A 14,884-nucleotide genomic window follows, 5' to 3' on the forward strand; every position below is an offset into this window, starting at 1 on the left:
CGATGTCCGTCATCGATCTGGGGGAGTACGGCGCGGACTTCACCGCGAACCCGTACCCCTACTACGCCAAGTTCCGTGAAGCAGGCCCCGTCCACGAGGTACGGATGCCCGACGGCTTCCAGTTCTGGCTGGTCGTCGGTTACGAGGAAGGGCGCGCGGCGCTCGCCGACCCCCGGCTGGCCAAATCCCCGTCCGTCATCGGCGTCCGGCCGCCGGAGGAGGACGTCATCGGCGTCCACCTCCTCGCCGCCGACGCCCCCGACCACACCCGGCTGCGCCGCCTGGTGACGGCGGAGTTCACCGGCCGCCGCGTCGAGAGCCTGCGCCCTCGCATCGAGCGGCTCACCCAGGAACTCGCCGACGCCATGGAACCGGCCGGCCGCGCCGACCTCGTCGACGCCTACGCCTTCCCGCTGCCGATCACCGTCATCTGCGAGCTCCTCGGCGTCCCCGCCGAGGACCGCGAGACCTTCCGTGGCTGGTCGAACCAGCTCGTCACCCCGACCGACGAGCAGGGCATGCTCGACGCCCTGGAGGGCTTCGCCGGCTACCTCGACGGGCTCATCGAGGACAAGCGGACCGCCGGCCCTGCCGACGACCTGCTCTCCGGGCTGATCACCGCCCGCGCCGAGGACGGCGACCGTCTGTCCGGGCCCGAACTCCGCGCCATGGCCTATCTGCTGCTCATCGCCGGCCACGAGACGACCGTCAACCTGATCTCCAACACCGTCCGCAACCTGCTCGCCCACCCCGAGCAGCTCGCCGCCCTGCGCGCCGACCCGAGCCTCCTCGACGGGGCGATCGAGGAGTCCCTGCGCTACGACGGACCGGTGGAGACCGGCACCTTCCGCTTCACCGCCGAGCCCGTCACCATCGGCGACACCGTCATCCCCGCGGGACAGAGCGTCCTGGTGGGCATCGGCGCGCTCGACCGGGACCCGGCCCGCTTCCCCGAGCCCGACCGCTTCGACATCCGCCGCGACACCCGGGGCCACCTCGCCTTCGGCCACGGCATCCACTACTGCCTGGGCGCCCCGCTCGCCCGCCTGGAGGGCCGGATCGCCCTCCGGACACTCCTGGACCGCTTCCCGGGTCTGGAACTCGACCCGGACGCCGGTCCGTTGGACTGGCTGCCCGGCATGCTCATGCGCGGGACCCGTCAACTCCCCGTCCGGTGGTGAACCCTTGAGCGATCAGACCCCCGCCCTCGACCTCGACCTCGCCCGGAAGGTCCTCGACGCGCAGCCGTTCAGCCGGCTCGTCGGCGCCCGCCTCACCGAGTTCGGCGCGGGCCGAGCGGTCCTGGAGCTGGACCGCCGCGACGACCTGAGACAGCAGAACGGCTTCCTGCACGGCGGGGTCGTCTCGTACGCGGCCGACAACGCGATCACCTTCGCCGCGGGCGCCGAACTCGGCGCGGCCGTGCTGACGGCCGGGTTCTCCATCCAGTACGTCCGGCCCGCGACGGGCGGCGTGCTGCGGGCCCGGGCGGAGGTGGTCCACGCAGGGCGGCGGCAGGCGGTGGTGCGCTGCGACCTGTCGACCGTCGACGAGCAGGGCGCCGAGACGCTGTGCGCGGTGGCCCAGGGCACGGTGCTGTCAGCCGGCTGAACCGGCCCCGTCGACCCCGGCCGGCTCGCCCGCCCCGGCGACCCGGACCGGCGCCCGCTCCCGCCGCGAGCGCTCGCACGCGTCGGCGATCCGCAGGGCCGCCAGGGCCTCCCGGCCGTCGCAGGGGTTGGGCGCCTCGCCGCGCACCAGCCGTACGAAGGCGTCCAGTTCCGCCTCGTACGCGGGGGCGAAGCGCTCCAGGAAGCCGGGCCAGGGCTTGCCCGGGGCGGGAGGGCCCTGCGGCTCCACCGAGGCGAGCGGGGTCCGGTCGTCGAGGCCCACGACGATCTGGTCCCGCTCGCCCGCCAGCTCCATGCGGACGTCGTACCCGGCGCCGTTGCACCGGGTCGCGGTCGCCGTCGCCAGCGTGCCGTCGTCCAGGGTCAGCACGGCCGCGGCGGTGTCCACGTCGCCCGCCTCCCGGAACATCGCGGGGCCGGCGTCCGAGCCCGTCGCGTACACCTCGACGACCTCCCGCCCGGTCACCCAGCGGACGATGTCGAAGTCGTGCACGAGACAGTCCCGGAAGAGACCGCCGGAGAGCGGCAGATACGCGGCGGGCGGCGGCTCCGGGTCGGAGGTCACCGCCCGTACGGTGTGCAGCCGGCCGAGCCGCCCCGACCGCACCGCCTCCCGCGCGGCCCGGTACCCCGCGTCGAAGCGGCGCATGAACCCCAGCTGGAGCACCGTGCCCGCCTCCGCCACCGCGTCGAGCGCGCGCAGGGTCCCCGGCACGTCCAGGGCGATCGGCTTCTCGCAGAAGGCCGGCAGGCCCGCCCCGGCGGCGCGGGCGATCAGCTCCGCGTGCGCGGCCGTCGCCGAGGCGATCACCACGGCGTCCAGGGCGTGCCCGAGCAGCGCGTCCACGTCCGGCGCCGCCTCCGCGCCGAGCGCCCCCGCCACCCCGGCCGCCCGGACCGGGTCCGCGTCCGCCACGACCAGCGACTCGACCTCCGGATGCCGGGCCAGCACGCCCGCGTGGAAACTCCCGATCCGTCCCGTACCGATCAGTCCGATGCGCATGGCCCCACCGTGGAGCCGGGCCGACCGGGTGTCAAGGATTTGTCAGGACATCCGGACGTCACGACTTCCCGTCATCGGCGTCCCGCACCGCCTTCCTGTCCCCGGCGCCCCGGGCTACGCTCCCTGCGTGCCCAAGCAGTCCGGCTCCCCCCTGCCCCCGCTCTCCGTGGACCGCACGAGTCCGGTTCCGCTCTACTTCCAGCTCGCCCAGCAGCTGGAGAGCGCCGTGGAGAACGGGACGCTGTCCCCGGGCACCCTCCTCGGCAACGAGATCGACCTCGCCACCCGCCTGGGCCTCTCCCGGCCCACCGTCCGCCAGGCCATCCAGACCCTCGTCGACAAGGGCCTCCTCGTCCGCCGCCGGGGCGTCGGCACCCAGGTCCTGCCCGGCAGGGTCCGCCGCCCGATGGAGCTCAGCAGCCTCTACGACGACCTCGCCGCCGCCGGCCAGCGCCCCGCCACCCGCGTCCTGGTCAACCGCCTCGAACCCGCCGCGGGACCGGTCGCGGCCGCCCTCGGCGTACCCGAGGGCACGGAGGTCCACTACCTGGAGCGGCTCCGCACCGCGCACGGCGAGCCCATGGCGTACCTCTGCAACCACCTGCCCGCCGGGCTCCTCGACCCCGACACCGGACGCCTGGAGACCACCGGCCTCTACCGCGTGCTCCGCTCCGCCGCCCTCACCCTGCACAGCGCCCGCCAGGCCGTCGGCGCCCGCGCCGCGACCCCCGACGAGGCCGCGCTCCTCGACGAGCCGGAGGGCGCGCCGCTGCTCACCATGGAGCGCGTCACCTTCGACGACACGGGACGGGCCGTCGAGTACGGCTCCCACCTCTACCGGGCCACCCGCTACTCCTTCGAGTTCCGTCTCATGGCCCGTCCGTAGCCACTCGAGGGGGCCCCTGACCAGGGCCAGGATCCGCATGACCGATACTGCAATGCACGCAGAAGGACACAAAGGAGGGCACGGCCTCGTGACCAGGCTTCGGACAGGAGGGGTACGCGCCGCAGTCGGCGCCGTGCTCGCCCTCGCACTCACCGCGGCGCTCGCCGGGTGCAGCAGCACCGGCGGAAAGCGGGCGGAGGACGCCCGCAAGGCGGCCGAGGCCCAGGGCCGGGCGGCCGTCGACACCCCCCGGTGGACCTTCGCCATGGTGACCCACTCGGGCGACGGCGACACCTTCTGGGACATCGTCCAGAAGGGCGCCAAGCAGGCCGCCGTCAAGGACAACATCAACTTCCTCTACGCGCACAACGACGAGGCGCAGCAGCAGGCGCAGCTGATCGACTCGTACGTCGCCAAGGGCGTCGACGGGCTGATCGTCACCCTCGCCAAGCCGGACGCCATGAAGGCCGCCGTCGAGAAGGCCGTCAAGGCCGGCATCCCGGTGATCACCGTGAACTCGGGCGCCGAGCAGTCCAAGGCGTACGGCGCGCTCACCCACATCGGCCAGGACGAGACCGTCGCCGGCGAGGCCGTCGGCGAGGAGCTCGACAAGAGGGGCAGGAAGAAGGCCCTCTGCGTCCTGCACGAGCAGGGCAACGTCGGCCACGAGCAGCGCTGCGCGGGCGTGAAGAAGACCTTCGACGGCGAGCTCGTGAACCTGTACGTCGACGGCACCAACATGCCCGACGTCAAGGCCTCCATCGAGGCCAAGCTCCAGTCCGACAAGGACGTCGACGCCGTCGTCACCCTCGGCGCCCCCTTCGCCGACACCGCCGTCCAGGCCGCGAAGAGCGCCGGCAGCAAGGCCGAGGTCGACACCTTCGACCTCAACGCCAAGGTCGCGACCGCCCTGGAGGCCGGCACCCTCGGCTTCGCCGTCGACCAGCAGCCCTACCTCCAGGGCTACGAGGCCGTCGACCTGCTCTGGCTCTACCGCTACAACGCCGACGTCCTCGGCGGCGGCAAGCCCGTCCTGACCGGCCCGCAGATCATCACCAAGGACCAGGCCGCCGCGCTGAAGCAGTACGCGGATCGGGGCACCCGATGAGCTCCACCGCCCCGCCGTCGGACGGTGTCGACCACGTCGACGAACGGTTGATCCGCACCACCCCCCTGAAGAAGCTGCTCGCCCGCCCCGAGCTCGGCTCGGTCGTCGGCGCGATCGCCGTCTTCGTCTTCTTCGCGGTGGTCGCCGACAGCTTCCTCAAGCCCTCCAGCCTCGGCACCGTCCTCTACGCGGCCTCCACCATCGGCATCATGGCCGTCCCGGTCGCCCTTCTGATGATCGGCGGCGAGTTCGACCTGTCCGCCGGTGTCCTGGTCACCAGCTCCGCGCTCGTCTCGTCGATGTTCAGCTACCAGATGACGGCGAACGTCTGGGTCGGCGTCGGCGTCTCGCTGCTCGTCACCCTGGCGATCGGCGTCTTCAACGGCTTCATGCTGACCCGCACCAAGCTGCCCAGCTTCATCATCACGCTCGGCACCTTCCTCATGCTGACCGGCCTGAACCTGGGCCTCACCAAGCTGATCAGCGGCACCGTCTCCACCAAGAGCATCTCCGACATGGAGGGCTTCCCCTCCGCCAGGAAGCTCTTCGCCTCCGAGTGGACGATCGGCGGCGTCGAGTTCAAGGTCACCATCCTGTGGTGGCTCGGCCTCGTGGCGCTCGCCACCTGGATCCTGCTCCGGACCCGCTTCGGCAACTGGATCTTCGCCGTCGGCGGCGGCGCCGACGCCGCCCGCGCGGTCGGCGTCCCCGTCTACCGCACGAAGATCGGCCTCTACATGGGCGTGGCCTTCTGCGCCTGGATCTCCGGCCAGCACCTGCTCTTCTCCTTCGACGTCGTCCAGTCGGGCGAAGGCGTCGGCAACGAGCTGATCTACATCATCGCGGCCGTCATCGGCGGCTGCCTGATCACCGGCGGATACGGCTCGGCCATCGGCTCGGCGGTCGGCGCCCTGATCTTCGGCATGACCAGCAAGGGCATCGTGTACGCCGAGTGGAACCCCGACTGGTTCAAGTTCTTCCTGGGGGCGATGCTCCTCCTGGCGACCCTGCTGAACGCCTGGATCCGCAAGCGCGTGGAGGCGACCAAATGACCACGGAGCCGACCCCGCTCGTCGAACTGACCGACGTCAGCAAGTACTACGGCAACATCCGCGCCCTCGAAGGGGTCTCCCTGGAGGTCCGCGCGGGCGAGATCTCCTGCGTCCTCGGCGACAACGGCGCCGGCAAGTCCACCCTCATCAAGATCGTCGCGGGCCTCCACCGGCACGACGCCGGCACCTTCCGCATCGAGGGCGAGGAGGTCGCCCTCGCCAACCCGCGCGACGCCCTCGACCGGGGCATCGCCACCGTCTACCAGGACCTCGCCGTCGTCCCGCTCATGCCGGTCTGGCGGAACTTCTTCCTCGGCTCCGAGCCCACGAAGGGCAAGGGCCCCTTCAAGCGCCTCGACGTCGAGCAGATGCGGACGACCACCCGCGAGGCACTGCTCCGCATGGGCATCGACCTCCGGGACGTCGACCAGCCGATCGGCACCCTCTCCGGCGGCGAGCGCCAGTGCGTGGCCATCGCCCGCGCCGTCCACTTCGGCGCCCGGGTCCTCGTCCTCGACGAGCCGACCGCCGCGCTCGGCGTCAAGCAGTCCGGGGTCGTCCTGAAGTACGTGGCGGCCGCCCGTGACCAGGGCCTCGGCGTGGTCCTCATCACGCACAACCCGCACCACGCCTACCTCGTCGGCGACCGTTTCGTCCTTCTCAAGCGGGGCGCGATGGCGGCGAGCCACACCAAGGACTCCGTCACGCTCGACGAGTTGACCCGGCAGATGGCGGGCGGCAGCGAGCTGGAGGACCTGCGCCACGAGCTGGAGCGGCCGCCCGCCACGTAACGGCCCCTTCACACCGCACCTGGCAGAATCGGAGCCGATGAGTACCTACCGTGACCTCACCCACCGGGGAGCCGCCCGCGGGACCGTGCTGCGCACCGTCGGGACCCGGGAGCGGCGCTCCCACCTGACGGCGCCCCGGGTGCCGACCGTCGGCATCGACATCGGCGGTACGAAGGTGATGGCCGGCGTCGTCGACGCCGACGGCAACATCCTGGAGAAGCTCCGCACGGAGACGCCGGACAAGTCCAAGAGCCCCAAGGTCGTCGAGGACACCATCGTCGAACTGGTCCTGGACCTCTCCGACCGGCACGACGTGCACGCCGTCGGCATCGGCGCGGCCGGCTGGGTCGACGCCGACCGCGCCCGGGTCCTCTTCGCCCCGCACCTCGCCTGGCGCAACGAACCCCTCCGCGACGCCCTCCAGGGCCGCCTCGCCGTCCCCGTCATGGTCGACAACGACGCCAACACCGCCGCCTGGGCCGAGTGGCGCTTCGGTGCCGGACGCGGCGAGGACCACCTCGTCATGATCACCCTCGGCACCGGCATCGGCGGCGCCATCCTGGAGGACGGCCAGGTCAAGCGGGGCAAGTACGGGGTCGCCGGAGAGTTCGGCCACATGCAGGTCGTCCCCGGCGGCCACCGCTGCCCCTGCGGCAACCGCGGCTGCTGGGAGCAGTACAGCTCCGGGAACGCGCTGGTCCGCGAGGCCCGCGAGCTGGCGGCCGCCGACTCCCCGGTCGCGTACGAGATCATCGAGCGGGTCAAGGGGAACGTCTCCGACATCACCGGCCCCCTCATCACCGAGCTCGCCCGCGAGGGCGACGCCATGTGCGTCGAGCTGCTCCAGGACATCGGGCAGTGGCTCGGCGTCGGCATCGCCAACCTCGCCGCCGCCCTCGACCCCTCCTGCTTCGTCATCGGCGGAGGCGTCTCCGCCGCCGACGACCTGCTCATCGGCCCCGCGAGGGACGCCTTCCGCCGCCACCTCACCGGCCGCGGCTACCGTCCCGAGGCCCGCATCACCCGCGCCCAGCTCGGCCCCGAGGCCGGCATGGTCGGCGCCGCCGACCTCGCCAGGCTCGTCGCCCGCCGCTTCCGCCGCGCCAACCGGCGCCGCGTCGAGCGGTACGAACGGTACGAGCGCTACGCCCAGGCCCTGCGCAACGGGACCTCGGGCCGGGCCGCACGCACCCCCGAGGACCCCTCTTCATGACCCTGCCCCTCCAGTCCGCCCCGCCCCGCGCCCCGAAGGAGAAGCTGCCCGAGGACCGCGGGCACATGATCCGCCGCCGCTGGCTGACGGCCGTCATCATCGTGCTGCTCGTCGGCATCCCGGCCGGCTACCTCGTCGTCTCCGCGGAGCAGAGCCGTGCCAGCGGCCGCGACAAGGAGCGCGAGTCCTCGCCGGCCGGTCTCCAGGACAACTGGCCCTCGCTGATGAAGCGCCGGGTCTTCGAGGTCCCGATCCCTCCCGGGGCCTGGGACGTCGCCTACTACGAGACCAGCAACTGGAAGACCAGCCGGCTGTACGTGCAGTTCTCGACGACCGCCGGCGGCCTCGACGCCTTCCTCGCCGAGGCCGGGACCTCCCGCTCGGCGCTGACCCCGGGCCGGGTCACCGTCGGCGAGCGCGACGCGGACATCGCCGGCTGGACCTTCGCCGACGGCATGACCTGGGCGGGCGGCGTCGTCACCCGCGAGGAGCCCCGCCCGCGCCTGGACGTCACGGTCGACCTCACCGAGCCGGCCTTCCCCCGCGTGTACGCGGTGTCGACCACGAGCCCCTGACGCCCCGGGACTCCCCCGGAAGGACCGGCCCGGCTCGCGCGGGCGCGCGGGCTCGCGTCCAATGGCGGCACGGGCCGGGCAGGGGTCGGGAGGCGGGATGTCGTGGGCGACCCGGTTGCGCAGCATCCGGACGGGGGCGGAGAGCCGCTTCCCCGTGCTCACGGAACTCACCGGCCGGCTGGTGAGCGGGAACCTCCTGGACGCCGGCACCCGGCTCGCCGCCCAGGCCTTCCTGGCCGCGGTGCCCCTGCTCTTCGCCCTCGCGGCCTTCGCCCCGCTCGCCGTGCGGGACCAGCTGCGCGAGTCGCTCCGCGTCATGTTCGGGCTGACCGGTCCGGCCGACCAGGATCTCCAGAAGGCCCTCGACCAGGCCACCGCCGACGGAGTGCGGGAGACGACCGGCGTCGTGGGAGCGCTCGTGGCGCTGGTGTCGGCGACGAGCTTCAGCCGCGCCATGGCCCGGGTGTGCGAGCGGGCCTGGGGGCTGCCCAAGGCCGGGACCCGGATCGCGGCCTGGCGGTGGATGGTGTGGCTGCTCGCGCTGGTCGTCGTGGTGCTCCTCCAGGCCCCCCTCCGCGACGGCTTCGGGGCCGGCGGCTGGCTGGGACTGCCGCTGTACTTCCTGGTCAGCACGGGGGTGTGGCTGTGGACCCAGCACCTCCTGCTCGCGAAGCGCGTCTCCTGGCTGCCGCTCCTGCCCGGCGCCGTCCTGGGCGGCGTCGCCACGACCGTCCTCGGCATCACGGCACGGCTCTACATGCCGGCAGCCCTCAACCGCGCCCTCGGCGAGTACGGCTCGCTGGGCCTGGTCCTGACGATGCTGTCCTGGCTGATCGTGGTGTGCGCCGCGATCACCTTCGCCCTCACCAGCGGCGCCGTCCTGGCCCAGGAGCCGCCGCTCGACCGCTACCTGGGGACGGACCGGGGCGAGGAGGCGTCAGCGGATGCCGAGGCTCTCCAGTAGCCGGTGGAGGTCGAGGGCGGCCTCGCCCGCCGCGAGCAGCGCGGCGGCGGGCACGGCGAGGGTGACCGCGGTGAGCAGGGGGCGGGGGCCCCGGGGCGGTGCGAGGAGCGCGGCGACGCGGCGCGGCACGGGGCCCGGGGTGCCCTTGCCGCCCCGGCCGAGGAAGCCGAGCGCGCCGCGCGGGGTCCGGTCGGCGTGGCGGGCGGCGAGCGCGGCCTTGCCGACGGCCCTGGCCACCTGGCGCCGGTCGCCGGTGGAGGCCGCGGCGCTCTCGTCGGCCCAGCGCTCGATGGTGTACGTGACGGCGCGGGCCAGCGGGCGCAGGAGCGGGTTGGCGGCCGCGCCGAGCTGGGCGGCGGCCACGAAGGCGTAGTGGTGGGAGGTCAGGTGGGCCCGCTCGTGGGCCAGGAGGATGCGGTGCTCGGCGGGTTCCAGGGTGTGCAGCATGCCGGTGGAGACGACGACGCGGCCGGGCAGCCCGGGCAGGGCGAAGGCGTCGGGGGCCTCGTCGTCGACGACGACCAGGCCGTCGTGGGCGGGCATGCAGGCCGCGTCGAGCGCGGCGGCGGCGAGCGTACGCGCGCGCCGGAGGAGGAACCGTACAGCCATCAGGGTGGCGCCGCCGAGCAGCAGCCCCGCGGCGAGGGAGACGGGCACGGCGGCGGGGTCGTCGCGGGGGGCCGGCGGCGCCCAGTGGCCGAGGGCGGCCAGCCAGGGGACGCGGACCAGGCCGGCGAGGGCGAGCAGGCCGAGGCTGAGCGTGCTCGCGGCACCGAGCACCAGCGCGCAGAGGCTGAGCAGCCAGGTGCCCAGGCGCGGTTCGCACCGCTCGGCGAGGAGACGGACGCCGAGCGGGGTGAGCAGCGGCAGCAGGAGCGGCAGGTAGACGGCGAGGCGCATGGCGGCGGGTTCCCTTACCGGTCGGTGCCGTCCGTGCCGCCGTCGTCGGTGTCCCCGAGCATCTGGCGCAGCAGGTCGGCGTCCGCGTCGGAGAGTTCGTCGGCGAAGCGGGCGAGGACGGCCTCGCGGTCGGGCCGGTCGTCGAGTACGGAGCGCATGCGGCGGGCGGCGAAGCCGGCGTCGTCGGTGACGGGTGCGTAGGCGTAGGCCCGGCCGCGGGGGGAGCGGTGGAGCATTCCCTTGCCGTGCATCCGGGTCAGGATCGTCACGACGGTGCTGTACGTGAGCTCGGCCTGGAGGCGCTCGACCACCTCGCCGGGCGTGAGTGCGCCCCCGGCGTGCTGGAGCAGAGCGAGGATCTGGGTCTCGCGGGCGCCGTTGGGCTGTCTGGAGGTCTGGTCGCGCGTGTTGCCGTCCATGGGGTTTGTCGTTCTCCCGGCTGTCTTCTACAGTCGCGTAGAAGTTCTACGCACGCGTAAATGCTGTTCCACGAGTGTGCCATGCGCCCCTGCCCAGGGACAGCCGGACCCCGGTCGCGCACGGCGGAAAGGAACCCAGGTGCCCCAGGCCCTGAACCCGCTGGATGCCACCTCCCTGCTGACCGCGTTCGGCGCGCTCGGCGTGTTCCTCGTCCTGTACGCCGAGACCGGCCTCCTGATCGGCTTCTTCCTGCCCGGCGACTCCCTGCTCTTCACCGCCGGCCTGCTGTGCACCACCGGCACCGGCGGCGTCCACCTCTCCCTGCCCGGCGTGCTGCTCGCCGCCGCGGCCGGAGCCCTCCTCGGCGCCCAGACCGGCTACCTCATCGGCGCCCGGGCCGGCCGCGCCCTCCTGGAGCGCACCCGCAGCCGCCACCTGCGCGAGGGCGCCGCCCGGGCCGAGAAGCTCCTCGCGCGGTACGGCCACGGCAAGGCCGTCGTCCTGGCCCGCTTCCTCCCCGTGGTCCGCACCGTGCTCAACCCCCTGGCGGGCATGGTCGGCATGCCCGCCCGCACCTTCGCCCTCTGGCAGGTCGTCGGCGGCCTGGTGTGGACCGCGGGCCTCGTCCTCGGCGGATACGCGCTGGGTTCGAGCATCCCCGACGTCGACCGCTACCTGCTCCCCCTGATCGCGGCGATCGTCGCGGTCTCCCTGCTCCCGCTCGCCTTCGAGGTCCTGCGGGCCCGCCGGTCGTCCGGCGGCGCCGGCCACTGACACCCGGCCCCTTCCCGTACCCCTGCCCCTCCCACCCAGACAGGACCCCGATGAGCGTCATCAGCCTCGGTCAGGCCACCGTCCTCGGCATCGTCGAGGGCATCACCGAATTCCTGCCCATCTCCTCCACCGGCCACCTCAAGATCACCGAGGGCCTGATGGGCATCCCCGTCGACGACCCCTCCGTGGTCGGCTTCTCCGCCGTCATCCAGGTCGGCGCGATCGCCGCCGTCCTCGTCTACTTCTTCAAGGACATCGTCCGCATCGTCACCGCGTGGGGCCGCGGTCTGGTGGACAAGGAGGAGCGGTACCACCACGACTACCAGTTCGCCTGGTGGGTCATCTTCGCCACGATCCCGATCGTGGTGGTCGGCCTCGCCGCCAAGCCCCTCATCGACGGACCGCTCGCCTCCCTGTGGGTGGTCGCCGGTTCGCTGATCGCCGGCAGCGGCGTCATGTGGGCGGCCGACCAGATGGGCCGCCACAAGCGAGGCGAGGACGACACCGGCTTCAAGGACGCCATGCTCGTCGGCTGCTCGCAGATCCTCGCGCTGCTCTTCCCCGGCTTCTCCCGCTCCGGCGCGACCATGTCCACCGCCCTGATGCTCGACCTCGACCGGGTCGCCGCCACCCGGCTGTCCTTCTTCCTCGGCATCCCCGCCCTCACCGGCGCCGGCCTGTACGAGCTCAAGGACGCCGCCGGCAGCGGCGCCGCCATCGCCCCGCTCGTCGTCGGCACCGCCGTCTCCTTCGTCGTCGCGTACGCCTCCATCGCCTGGCTGCTCAAGTACGTCGCCCGGCACTCCTTCAACGCCTTCGTCGTCTACCGCGTGATCGTCGGCGTGCTGCTGCTGGGCCTGCTCGGCACCGGAGTCATCGCCGCCTGACGCACCCGATGTGAGAATGGGCTCCCGGAGGCCCGTGATGAACCCCGCCACCCCCACGCGGCAGACGCCGCCCGCCGCCCCCATGCGGCCCTTGTACGCGGCGGGGTTCACCACCGCCTTCGGAGCGCACGGCATCGCCGCCAACCTCGGCGCCCTCTCCGACGACGCCGTCACCTCCCTGCTCGTCCTCGGCGGACTCCTCGCCCTCTACGACGGCGCCGAGGTGGTCCTCAAGCCGGTCTTCGGCAGCCTCGCCGACCGCGTCGGGGCCAAACCCGTCCTCGTCGCCGGCCTGTTCGCCTTCGCCGCCGCGTCCGCGCTGTACGCCCTCGCCGACAGTCCGGCCTGGCTCTGGGCCGCCCGGCTCGGACAGGGCGCGGCCGCCTCCGCCTTCTCGCCCTCCGCCTCCGCGCTCGTCGCCCGCCTCAACCCGACCGCCAAGCGCGGCCGCGCCTTCGGCAGCTACGGCTTCCACAAGTCCATCGGCTACACCCTCGGGCCCCTCCTCGGCGGCGTTCTCGTCTGGGCCGGCGGCCTGCGCCTGCTGTTCGCCGTGCTCGCCGTACTGGGTGTCGCGGTCGGCGCCTGGGCCGCGCTCGCCGTCCCCGCCGTACCCCCGCTGCCCAAGCGGCGCCAGACCCTCCTCGACCTCGCCCGGCGCCTGGCCGACCCCGTGTTCCTCGGCCCGACCGCGGCCCTCGCGGCCGCGACCGCCGGGCTCTCCGTCGGCGTCGGCTTCCTGCCCGTCTCCGGCGCCGCCGCCGGACTCGGCACCGTGGCCACCGGCGCCGCCGTCTCCGTCCTCGCCGCGACCGCCGCGTTCGTCCAGCCCTCGGCCGGCCGGGCCCTCGACGACGGCCGGCTGACCACCCGCGCCGGCCTCACCGCCGGTCTCGTCCTCACCTCGGCCGGGCTCGCCTGCGCCCTGCTCCCCGGGCTCACCGGAGTCCTCCTCGCCGCCGCCCTCATCGGCGTCGGCACGGGCCTGATCACCCCCCTCGGCTTCGCCGCCCTCGCCACCCGCACCCCCGAGGAGCGCCTCGGCCAGACCATGGGCGCCGCCGAACTCGGCCGCGAGCTCGGCGACGCCGGAGGCCCCCTCCTGGTCGCCGCCGTCGCCACCGCCGCGACCCTCGCGTACGGATACGCCGCCCTGGCCCTGCTCATCGGCGCGGGAGCCGTCCTGGCGGCGTCGGGTCCGACCCGGCTCCGCGCCCGGGAGCGGGAAATGAGAGGCTCTGGCGAGTGAGCGAGACTACGACGAACACCCTGCAATACCGCGTGGACGGCCCGGAAGACGCTCCGGTCCTCGTCCTGGGACCGTCCCTCGGTACGACCTTCCCCAGGCCGTAAGAACCGTCCAGGAACGTCCTGCCGGTCCCTGTGAGTCGCATACGGCCAGGTCGGCTGTCAGCCAGCCTGCCACCGGGCACTGACAAGCGGTCCGGACCTGCCCTCGGACCGGACCGCTCGCACCGGGTGCTACTCCTCGCTAGGCCGCTTGGCCCGCCGGGTGGAAGTTGACGCGTTCCCTGATGACGGGGAAGCCGGCCTTGACGAAGTTCGCGGCCATGGGGAAGTTGCCCTGGTCCGTCGCTCCGCTGATGAACTCCGCGCCCTGCTCGACGAGGAGGTGGGTGCACTCCGCGAGGAGGTCGTAGGCGTAGCCGTGACCGCGCTGTTCCGGGACGACTCCGATGAAGCCGACGGTCGGGCCGGAGGGGTTGTGGGCCGGGATGTGGATGCCGGCCAGGTCGCCCTCGGGCGTGTGCGCGATCTGCCACCACTCCCGTGGGGAGGGGCACCAGTGGAAGAAGTCGAGTTCCTCCTGGGCGGCCCGGTCGATGCCACCCTCCTCGATGGCCCTGAGCGCGTGGGCGTCCAGGGTGACGGAGTGGATGCGGCGCAACGCGTCGAAGAACACGGTGTCGTCGGGTTCGGCGCTGAAGCGCAGGCGTCCGGGCCGCTCGGGCAGACCTCGCTCCGGGGCCCAGCGGTACAGGAAGCGTTTCGCCAGGAGTTCGTACCCGGCGGCTCGTGCGGCGGCGAAGCGCGTCTCGGCGCCGGCCCGTAGGTCGGGCTTGTCCCGCCAGCCGCCGGGCAGGTTGATCTCGAGTTCGACCTGCCAGGGAGCGGAGCGCAGGAGTTCGGCTCCGGCCTCCTCCTCGTCCTCGGCCACGTCGAACCAGTTGATGTTGACGGGCTCCGAGTCGTCGGGGCCGCCCCACCACGCGCCGCGTGCGACGACCTCGCCGTCGCGCAGGACGATGCGCTTCCAGTCGGGGCGGAACTGGGTACGCCGATGGCTTTCACGGGCGCCCAGTGGGTCGGGGAGTGCGTCGAAGAGATGAGCGTCGCTCGCGGAGAGCGCACGGATGACCAGATCGGTCATGGATTCCTCCGGGATACAGGCTGCTTGGAGCGCTCCCGGTCAGAACTCGCGAACCACGCCGGGACAGCGGAAGAGGGAGCGCTGGAAAGGTGTGAACCGCACGGCACTCGCCTCCTTCCGTTCGTCTCAGGGCGTGGAGCCACACGGTACGTGATCTTCCGCGGGTCCGTCCGCGGATTTCTGCGGCCCTTGGAAGAGGGGAGTTCCGGGGGACGATGTAAAGCGCTTCCACCGGCCTGCGAGGCCTTACTGCTGGGATTCTCGGGCCGGGAGGGTCCCCGCGATGGT

Annotated in this window: 16 protein-coding genes; 12 read left to right on the forward strand and 4 right to left on the reverse strand. The window is 73.1% G+C overall.

The window, feature by feature from the left end; translation table 11 throughout:
• The first annotated feature begins 2 nt into the window (after window positions 1–2).
• Both GGE06_RS26505 and GGE06_RS26510 read left to right on the forward strand, forming a co-directional pair.
• Window positions 3–1,181 carry a cytochrome P450 family protein gene (locus GGE06_RS26505; protein ID WP_116158109.1) on the forward strand — a complete coding sequence of 393 codons (1,179 nt, stop codon included), beginning with the start codon at window positions 3–5 and terminating at the stop codon, window positions 1,179–1,181.
• Between the two features lie 4 nt (window positions 1,182–1,185).
• Window positions 1,186–1,611 carry a PaaI family thioesterase gene (locus GGE06_RS26510; RefSeq protein ID WP_116158108.1) on the forward strand — a complete coding sequence of 142 codons (426 nt, stop codon included), beginning with the start codon at window positions 1,186–1,188 and terminating at the stop codon, window positions 1,609–1,611.
• Here GGE06_RS26510 and GGE06_RS26515 read toward each other — a convergent pair.
• Window positions 1,600–2,634 carry a Gfo/Idh/MocA family protein gene (locus tag GGE06_RS26515; RefSeq protein ID WP_116158107.1) on the reverse strand — a complete coding sequence of 345 codons (1,035 nt, stop codon included), beginning with the start codon at window positions 2,632–2,634 and terminating at the stop codon, window positions 1,600–1,602. The genes GGE06_RS26510 and GGE06_RS26515 overlap by 12 nt on opposite strands.
• A 166-nt stretch (window positions 2,635–2,800) precedes the next feature.
• Between GGE06_RS26515 and GGE06_RS26520 the strand changes: the two genes are divergently transcribed.
• The 7 genes from GGE06_RS26520 (at window position 2,801) to GGE06_RS26550 (ending at window position 9,223) form a co-directional block, all read left to right on the forward strand.
• Complete coding sequence (locus tag GGE06_RS26520; RefSeq protein ID WP_116165241.1) at window positions 2,801–3,520, forward strand: GntR family transcriptional regulator; 720 nt, start codon at window positions 2,801–2,803, stop codon at window positions 3,518–3,520.
• Window positions 3,521–3,608: 88 nt separating this feature from the next.
• Window positions 3,609–4,628 (forward strand): sugar ABC transporter substrate-binding protein, encoded by a 1,020-nt coding sequence (locus GGE06_RS26525; RefSeq protein ID WP_181924457.1) that lies wholly within the window; start codon window positions 3,609–3,611, stop codon window positions 4,626–4,628.
• Window positions 4,625–5,680: an ABC transporter permease gene (locus tag GGE06_RS26530; RefSeq protein ID WP_184932002.1), complete on the forward strand. Its 1,056-nt coding sequence runs from the start codon at window positions 4,625–4,627 to the stop codon at window positions 5,678–5,680. The genes GGE06_RS26525 and GGE06_RS26530 overlap by 4 nt, the downstream gene beginning before the upstream one ends.
• On the forward strand, window positions 5,677–6,471 hold the full coding sequence (locus GGE06_RS26535) for an ATP-binding cassette domain-containing protein (protein WP_116158104.1): 795 nt from the start codon (window positions 5,677–5,679) through the stop codon (window positions 6,469–6,471). The genes GGE06_RS26530 and GGE06_RS26535 overlap by 4 nt, the downstream gene beginning before the upstream one ends.
• Window positions 6,472–6,508: 37 nt before the next feature.
• Complete coding sequence (locus GGE06_RS26540) at window positions 6,509–7,684, forward strand: ROK family glucokinase (protein WP_116158103.1); 1,176 nt, start codon at window positions 6,509–6,511, stop codon at window positions 7,682–7,684.
• On the forward strand, window positions 7,681–8,259 hold the full coding sequence (locus GGE06_RS26545; protein ID WP_181924456.1) for a hypothetical protein: 579 nt from the start codon (window positions 7,681–7,683) through the stop codon (window positions 8,257–8,259). The genes GGE06_RS26540 and GGE06_RS26545 overlap by 4 nt, the downstream gene beginning before the upstream one ends.
• Window positions 8,260–8,356: 97 nt before the next feature.
• Window positions 8,357–9,223, forward strand: a complete 867-nt coding sequence (locus GGE06_RS26550; protein ID WP_116158102.1) for a YhjD/YihY/BrkB family envelope integrity protein — start codon at window positions 8,357–8,359, stop codon at window positions 9,221–9,223.
• On the opposite strand, the gene GGE06_RS26555 is transcribed toward GGE06_RS26550, so the two are convergent.
• Together GGE06_RS26555 and GGE06_RS26560 are read right to left on the reverse strand one after the other, a co-directional pair.
• Window positions 9,197–10,123, reverse strand: a complete 927-nt coding sequence (locus GGE06_RS26555) for a M56 family metallopeptidase (protein ID WP_116158101.1) — start codon at window positions 10,121–10,123, stop codon at window positions 9,197–9,199. The genes GGE06_RS26550 and GGE06_RS26555 overlap by 27 nt on opposite strands.
• A 14-nt stretch (window positions 10,124–10,137) precedes the next feature.
• Window positions 10,138–10,542, reverse strand: a complete 405-nt coding sequence (locus GGE06_RS26560; RefSeq protein WP_116158100.1) for a BlaI/MecI/CopY family transcriptional regulator — start codon at window positions 10,540–10,542, stop codon at window positions 10,138–10,140.
• Window positions 10,543–10,681: 139 nt separating this feature from the next.
• On the opposite strand from GGE06_RS26560, the gene GGE06_RS26565 reads away from it, so the two are divergent.
• From GGE06_RS26565 to GGE06_RS26575, 3 genes are all read left to right on the forward strand, one after another.
• Window positions 10,682–11,317, forward strand: a complete 636-nt coding sequence (locus GGE06_RS26565) for a DedA family protein (RefSeq protein ID WP_312883308.1) — start codon at window positions 10,682–10,684, stop codon at window positions 11,315–11,317.
• A 50-nt stretch (window positions 11,318–11,367) separates the two neighbouring features.
• Window positions 11,368–12,204, forward strand: coding sequence for an undecaprenyl-diphosphate phosphatase (locus GGE06_RS26570; protein WP_116158098.1), 837 nt, complete (start codon window positions 11,368–11,370; stop codon window positions 12,202–12,204).
• Window positions 12,205–12,286: 82 nt separating this feature from the next.
• Window positions 12,287–13,453, forward strand: a complete 1,167-nt coding sequence (locus GGE06_RS26575; protein ID WP_184932141.1) for an MFS transporter — start codon at window positions 12,287–12,289, stop codon at window positions 13,451–13,453.
• 243 nt (window positions 13,454–13,696) lie between these two features.
• Here the strand turns inward: GGE06_RS26575 and GGE06_RS26580 are convergent, their stop codons facing one another.
• Window positions 13,697–14,596, reverse strand: a complete 900-nt coding sequence (locus GGE06_RS26580; protein ID WP_116158097.1) for a GNAT family N-acetyltransferase — start codon at window positions 14,594–14,596, stop codon at window positions 13,697–13,699.
• Window positions 14,597–14,884: the final 288 nt, after the last annotated feature.

The organism is Streptomyces nymphaeiformis (assembly GCF_014203895.1).
In the GTDB taxonomy this organism is placed as follows: Bacteria; Actinomycetota; Actinomycetes; order Streptomycetales; family Streptomycetaceae; genus Streptomyces; species Streptomyces nymphaeiformis.

Coding starts and splice junctions, on each gene's coding strand:
- GGE06_RS26505 (WP_116158109.1), top strand. CDS start 3: ATGTCCGTCATCGATCTGGGGGAGTACGGCGCGGACTTCACCGCGAAC.
- GGE06_RS26515 (WP_116158107.1), bottom strand. CDS start 2,634: ATGCGCATCGGACTGATCGGTACGGGACGGATCGGGAGTTTCCACGCG.
- GGE06_RS26530 (WP_184932002.1), top strand. CDS start 4,625: ATGAGCTCCACCGCCCCGCCGTCGGACGGTGTCGACCACGTCGACGAA.
- GGE06_RS26535 (WP_116158104.1), top strand. CDS start 5,677: ATGACCACGGAGCCGACCCCGCTCGTCGAACTGACCGACGTCAGCAAG.
- GGE06_RS26540 (WP_116158103.1), top strand. CDS start 6,509: ATGAGTACCTACCGTGACCTCACCCACCGGGGAGCCGCCCGCGGGACC.
- GGE06_RS26545 (WP_181924456.1), top strand. CDS start 7,681: ATGACCCTGCCCCTCCAGTCCGCCCCGCCCCGCGCCCCGAAGGAGAAG.
- GGE06_RS26550 (WP_116158102.1), top strand. CDS start 8,357: ATGTCGTGGGCGACCCGGTTGCGCAGCATCCGGACGGGGGCGGAGAGC.
- GGE06_RS26555 (WP_116158101.1), bottom strand. CDS start 10,123: ATGCGCCTCGCCGTCTACCTGCCGCTCCTGCTGCCGCTGCTCACCCCG.
- GGE06_RS26560 (WP_116158100.1), bottom strand. CDS start 10,542: ATGGACGGCAACACGCGCGACCAGACCTCCAGACAGCCCAACGGCGCC.
- GGE06_RS26570 (WP_116158098.1), top strand. CDS start 11,368: ATGAGCGTCATCAGCCTCGGTCAGGCCACCGTCCTCGGCATCGTCGAG.
- GGE06_RS26575 (WP_184932141.1), top strand. CDS start 12,287: ATGCGGCCCTTGTACGCGGCGGGGTTCACCACCGCCTTCGGAGCGCAC.
- GGE06_RS26580 (WP_116158097.1), bottom strand. CDS start 14,596: ATGACCGATCTGGTCATCCGTGCGCTCTCCGCGAGCGACGCTCATCTC.